Source organism: Cohnella boryungensis, assembly GCF_042651945.1.
GTDB classification, from domain to species: Bacteria; Bacillota; Bacilli; order Paenibacillales; family Paenibacillaceae; genus Cohnella; species Cohnella boryungensis.
The window spans coordinates 1-3955 of record NZ_JBHSED010000039.1; the positions used below are offsets into that span (position 1 = coordinate 1).

The 3955-nt window shown below is 34.6% G+C and carries 2 protein-coding genes and 2 pseudogenes; all 4 read left to right on the plus strand.

Features of this window, described 5'->3' with window-relative positions; translation table 11 throughout:
• Positions 1 to 75 (plus strand): annotated as a pseudogene (locus tag ACFO1S_RS18590) (helix-turn-helix domain-containing protein); the annotation flags it as partial.
• A 166-nt stretch (positions 76 to 241) separates the two neighbouring features.
• Positions 242 to 748: a hypothetical protein gene (locus ACFO1S_RS18595; RefSeq protein ID WP_204604757.1), complete on the plus strand. Its 507-nt coding sequence runs from the start codon at positions 242 to 244 to the stop codon at positions 746 to 748.
• A gap of 93 nt (positions 749 to 841) precedes the next feature.
• On the plus strand, positions 842 to 3874 hold the full coding sequence (locus ACFO1S_RS18600) for a tetratricopeptide repeat protein (RefSeq protein ID WP_204604758.1): 3033 nt from the start codon (positions 842 to 844) through the stop codon (positions 3872 to 3874).
• Positions 3856 to 3948, plus strand: a pseudogene (locus ACFO1S_RS18605) (LuxR C-terminal-related transcriptional regulator); the annotation flags it as partial. The gene ACFO1S_RS18600 and the pseudogene ACFO1S_RS18605, both read left to right, overlap by 19 nt.
• Positions 3949 to 3955: the final 7 nt, after the last annotated feature.

The window sequence follows — 3955 nt, forward strand, 5'->3', positions numbered from 1 at the left end:
ATGCAAAAGCTGAATGTCAAAGGTCGTTCGCAAGCGGTTGTCGAGCTTATTAAGCTCGGGGAGCTAAAGATTTAAAGCAGCAGGTGCACCTTTCTCAGCCGCTGATCGATCGGCGCGGGCCTTCTTTTTCGTTTCCTTGGGAACGGAGAGAAGGCTTTTTGATGTTAAGAGGAGCACGTCCGCGAGCCGGAGAGGCTTGCTGTGGAAGCTTGGAGGAAATCAGGGGAGAAATTCTCTATACATGAGTTTACACAAAATTATTGACAGACCCCTGTCCGGGCAATTGTCCGCCATCACTTCGGTTAAGGAACTGTTCAAGAACCATCAGGCGCTTTTACAAACCGATCACAGAGACGACAAAAAAGAAATTGCCAATCTTAACTCGAAGATCACCCGATATCGCGAGGCGGTCTTTTCCCTCCGGAAGGATTGGGTAGACGGGCGTTTAGACAAAGAGCAGATGGAGTTTGAAAATCAGCATTTTGAGAAAGAGATCAAGCAATTAGAGCAACGACTGGTGGAGAAACTCCAAAACCAGCAGAAAAAAGAGAACTTTTTCCGGTTATATGAGGAGGTCAGAGAAGCACTCGACGACATGCTCGAACTTAACTATGACGACGAAGAGGATTTCGACGAATTGAGTCTCGTTTTGAGAAAATTGTTTGAAGAGATTACGGGTACGGGTTCAAGAGAGGGGAATGTAAGTGTGAATACAACTTTCGGGATAAAGGATCCATTTAAGCGTTGAATAAAGAGCATATTTAACAACTTATATTAACCAACAAACAAGGGAATTGCTTCCTTCTGTAGAAAAATACATATTATACAGGAGGGAGAATTCATGAACTACGAACAAAACAAAATATCTAGAGCAAGAACTGTGTATCTTGAACAAGCTCTAAATCAAATACAACAGGTTTGTGACGATTATAAAGCGAGAAATTTATTGTCACCTTTCTTTTTTTTGGTTGGTGCGGGTATTTCATATCCATCTGCACCATTGGCTAAAGAAATTGTCGATCATTGTAAAGCACAAGCAAGGGAACTTGGAAGGTCTGAAAGTATCTCTAACGGGAACAATTTGCCTCAAGAACAATATTCAAAATGGTTTGAATTAGCTTATCCTAGCCGCTACCAAAGGCAAAATTATTTAAAACAATTACTTCATAACAAACCAATTTCAGCCGCTAATATCAAGTTAGCACATCTACTGGCCCAAAAGGTTGTATCTAATCTTGTACTTACATTGAACTTTGATGATTTCCTTTCACGTGCGCTTAATATTTTTAGTATTGATCATATTGTTGCGGATCACCCTCACACTGTAGAGAAAATAAATAACGAAAATAATGATATTAAAATTGTGCATATACATGGGACATATTGGTTTTATGATTGCTGTAACTTAAATGGAGAGATAGTTCAAAGAGCAGAAAGATCACTTAGTAGTAACCAAACTATGTCGTTTTTCGTAGATTCAATTCTTTACAGGCACTCTCCCTTAGTCATTGGTTACAGCGGATGGGAAAATGATGTATTTATGGAGTCTCTAAAACGAAGGTTGCAAAGTCCATTACCTTGTAATCTGTACTGGTTCTGTTACGAAACATCTAATATAAACGACTTACCTGACTGGTTGGTAAATCATCAAGATGTTATTTTTGTTATTCCTCAAGAGGATCAAATACAAACTGTTTCTAAAGAAGATAATTTATTTGAATTAAATAAAAATGATCACACAATTTCAATTGACACTAAAAGTAAATCAAAAGTAGATGAGTTAACTTGTTATTTAGATGCACAGACTGTCTTTGAAAAGTTTATTGAAAAATTTAATATCGAATCTCCAGAAATAATAAGAGATCCTATTAATTTCTTCCTTAACCTACTTGATTTATCTGGAAAGGGGACAAATGAAGAAGAAGAAAACAACTATTTTAAACATGCCATCTTAAGGTTGAAGAATGCTAGTAATAGTAAAGAGTACAATGTGAACTCAAAAATAGCTGAACTGCAAGAGTTATTAAGAAAGTCGAAATATTCAACTGCCTTGAATTACGCATTTGAAATATATAACAATGAGGACATTGCTGATAGTGAGAAAATTGATTTGATGGATATGGTATTGGTTGCAATGGAAAAGTTAAAAAAGAACGAAAAAGGATATGAAATCATCCGATGGACAACGAGAATATTGCTCGATAAAACGATGGGTGAAGAGAAAATAAAATCCTTAAATAGTTATTTTGCTAAAGCTGCTTTGAATTTTGGAAAATCGTTAATAGCGCAGAAGATGTATCAAGAATCAATTGAAAAATTAGATGAAGTAATTGAATGCTGTAATAATTGTAATGAATCGAATTTCACTAAATTATTTGTTGATGCTTTCTATTTAAAGGCAATTTGTTACAAAGAATTAAATAATAAAAATGAGTCGATTAAAATACTGGATGAAACAATTCAAAAATATTATCACGATCAGAACAAGGATATATCTGAAAAAGTTTTAGAATCCATGCATTTAAAGGGCGTTATATTAAGGGAAAACGACCAACCTGTTGAAGCGATTAAATTGTTTGAACAGATCAAAGAAAGATATGATGTTAGCAAAATAGATTATTTTAGAGAGTACGCTGCAGCAGCTCTTCATAGTAAAGGAATAACATATGCTGCTCATTTAAAATTATTTGAACAAGCAAATGAGGCATTTGCAGAAATTATTAGAGGATATAATGAACAAAAAGGCCTGTATGGTTCTGCACATTTGAATTACGCACAATCTCTCAGAGAAGCAGGAAATAATGAAGAGGCAATCAATTTGCTTAATACTTTTTTAAACGAAAACCAAAATAATCATGATAGTGAAATCCAGAAATTCGTTATTAGAGCACATTTAAAAAAAGCCAGTATCTACGAATCTCAAAAGCAATATTTAGATGCCTTAAATGAGTATAACTATCTTACGGAAAAAAATGATGAAGAGGTAATTGGTCGTGTTACTTACATTAATGTTGTTTATAGGAAAGGAAGAAATTTATTCGCTATTCAAAGGTATGATGAAGCACTAGCAAGCTTTAATTCAATAATTCAAGAACATGAAACAACAAGTAATTCAAAAATACTGGAAATAGTAGCTTCAGCGATGCATCTTAAAGGACATGTATTAGTTGAAACAATTCAGTTTGAAGAAGCAATTGATATGTTTAAGCATATTCAAAATAAGTTTAAGCATAACCCTGCAGATTTTACTAATAAAGTAATTATCAAATCGTTAATAGGAGAAGCACTTGCACATCAAAAGAATCTAAACCACAGCGATGCGGTAAAAGTATTATTAGGAATTAATCTTGAAGAAGCAGATAAGCATGAGTTGAAATTGAAAATTATTGAAGATTTGCATGGTTTAGCATTCAATATGTATAACAATATGAACTATGAAAGTTCAGCTAGTTTATTTTTCTATATATTTAATCAAGGATTTGAAGCTGCGGGAATTAATGTTTCTTATCTTATTAGAAAGTATTTAAAAAATAATAACGGCTATCCAGATCATGAAGTTCTTTTAAGACCTGCATTGGAAAAGAAAGATCCATTTGCTTTGGTTAACAATGCAATGTTGTATATTCGGACAAATTCATGGGATAGTGCTTATCAGTGTATTTCACTCATTTCAGAGTTCGAAAAGGTCGTTCAGTGGTGGTATGATTTGGCGAAAAAGGATGACTCTGAGGGTGAGTTAGTTTTAGGTATGATCTTAAAATATAAACCAGATGCAGACCCAGATGGACTAACTGAACATCAACGTTTGGCTTTAGCAATGAAAGGTGGCATAGAAATACCGCAATCTATACTTCAAACCACATCTCGAATGTGATGCAAAAGCTGAATGTCAAAGGTCGTTCGCAAGCGGTTGTCGAGCTTATTAAGCTCGGGGAGCTAAAGATTTAAAGCAGCA

Coding starts and splice junctions, on each gene's coding strand:
- ACFO1S_RS18600 (WP_204604758.1), top strand. CDS start 842: ATGAACTACGAACAAAACAAAATATCTAGAGCAAGAACTGTGTATCTT.
- ACFO1S_RS18595 (WP_204604757.1), top strand. CDS start 242: ATGAGTTTACACAAAATTATTGACAGACCCCTGTCCGGGCAATTGTCC.